General features: G+C 64.5%; 1 pseudogene. It reads left to right on the forward strand.

The features are described 5' to 3' along the window. Positions 1-25 precede the first annotated feature (25 nt). Positions 26-462, forward strand: a pseudogene (locus AC1D1Y_RS26380) (diguanylate cyclase); the annotation flags it as partial.

Below are 462 nucleotides of genomic sequence, written 5' to 3' on the forward strand. Positions count from 1 at the left end.
GGCTGGCACCCACTACTACCAAGTGATGCGTGCTTCCCTGACCAAAGCCACCACCGCGGTGATAGGCATCGCCACCTTCTTTGTGCTGGCCGTTGCTGCCCTGGCCATCGTGCTGGTGCGCGACAGCCGCGAATCGGCCCTGGCCGATGGCAAGGCCCAGGCCGAGCGCTTTGTCACCGGTGCCCAGGCTGCGGTGAACCGCAGTTTTCTGGGGGTGGACGTGCTGCTGGCCAGCATCGACAGCCTGCTGGGCCTGCAAACCATGCAATTGGATTGGCTGGAAGCACCGCTGGCCAACAAACTGATCGAAGGCGCCACGCGGCAAAACCTGCTGGTGCGCAGCGTGGCCTTGGTGGACGCAGAGGGCACGGTGGTGGCCTCGTCGGACGCATCGGACACCGGCCAAGCCATGGCCCTGCCCCCGGGTTTTGTGACGGAAGCACTGGAACAACAGGTCTCTAC

The organism is Polaromonas sp. P1_G1, from assembly GCF_056405595.1.